Source organism: Halomonas sp. SIMBA_159 (assembly GCF_046536035.1).
Taxonomy (GTDB): Bacteria; Pseudomonadota; Gammaproteobacteria; order Pseudomonadales; family Halomonadaceae; genus Vreelandella; species Vreelandella venusta_A.
The window spans coordinates 1-251 of record NZ_JAWJBT010001155.1; the positions used below are offsets into that span (position 1 = coordinate 1).

The following is a 251-nucleotide window of genomic DNA, read 5'->3' on the forward strand; positions in this document are numbered from 1 at the left end:
CGGGCGAGGTCGAGTCCCTGCTCGGCGGCCAGCCGCCGCGCCTTGGGCGAGGCCAGAACACGTCCGCCCGGCGCGGGCTGCGGCGCGGGCTTTTGCCGCGGTTCGGACACGTCGGGTTTCGCCGCCTGCTCCGCCGCCGGGGCGGGGGCCGCCGCCTCGGGTTGCGGCGCGGGGGCGCCCGACTTGATGCCGCGCTGGACCGGCGCGTCGGGCCTGGCCGTCGAAAGCACGGCGATGGGCTGGCCGACGGG

At 79.7% G+C, this 251-nt stretch carries 1 protein-coding gene; it reads right to left on the minus strand.

What is annotated here, in order from left to right; all coding sequences use genetic code 11:
- Positions 1-251 (minus strand): E3 binding domain-containing protein (locus R0J87_RS22900; protein ID WP_498889234.1); only part of this gene is annotated, 251 nt, incomplete at both ends.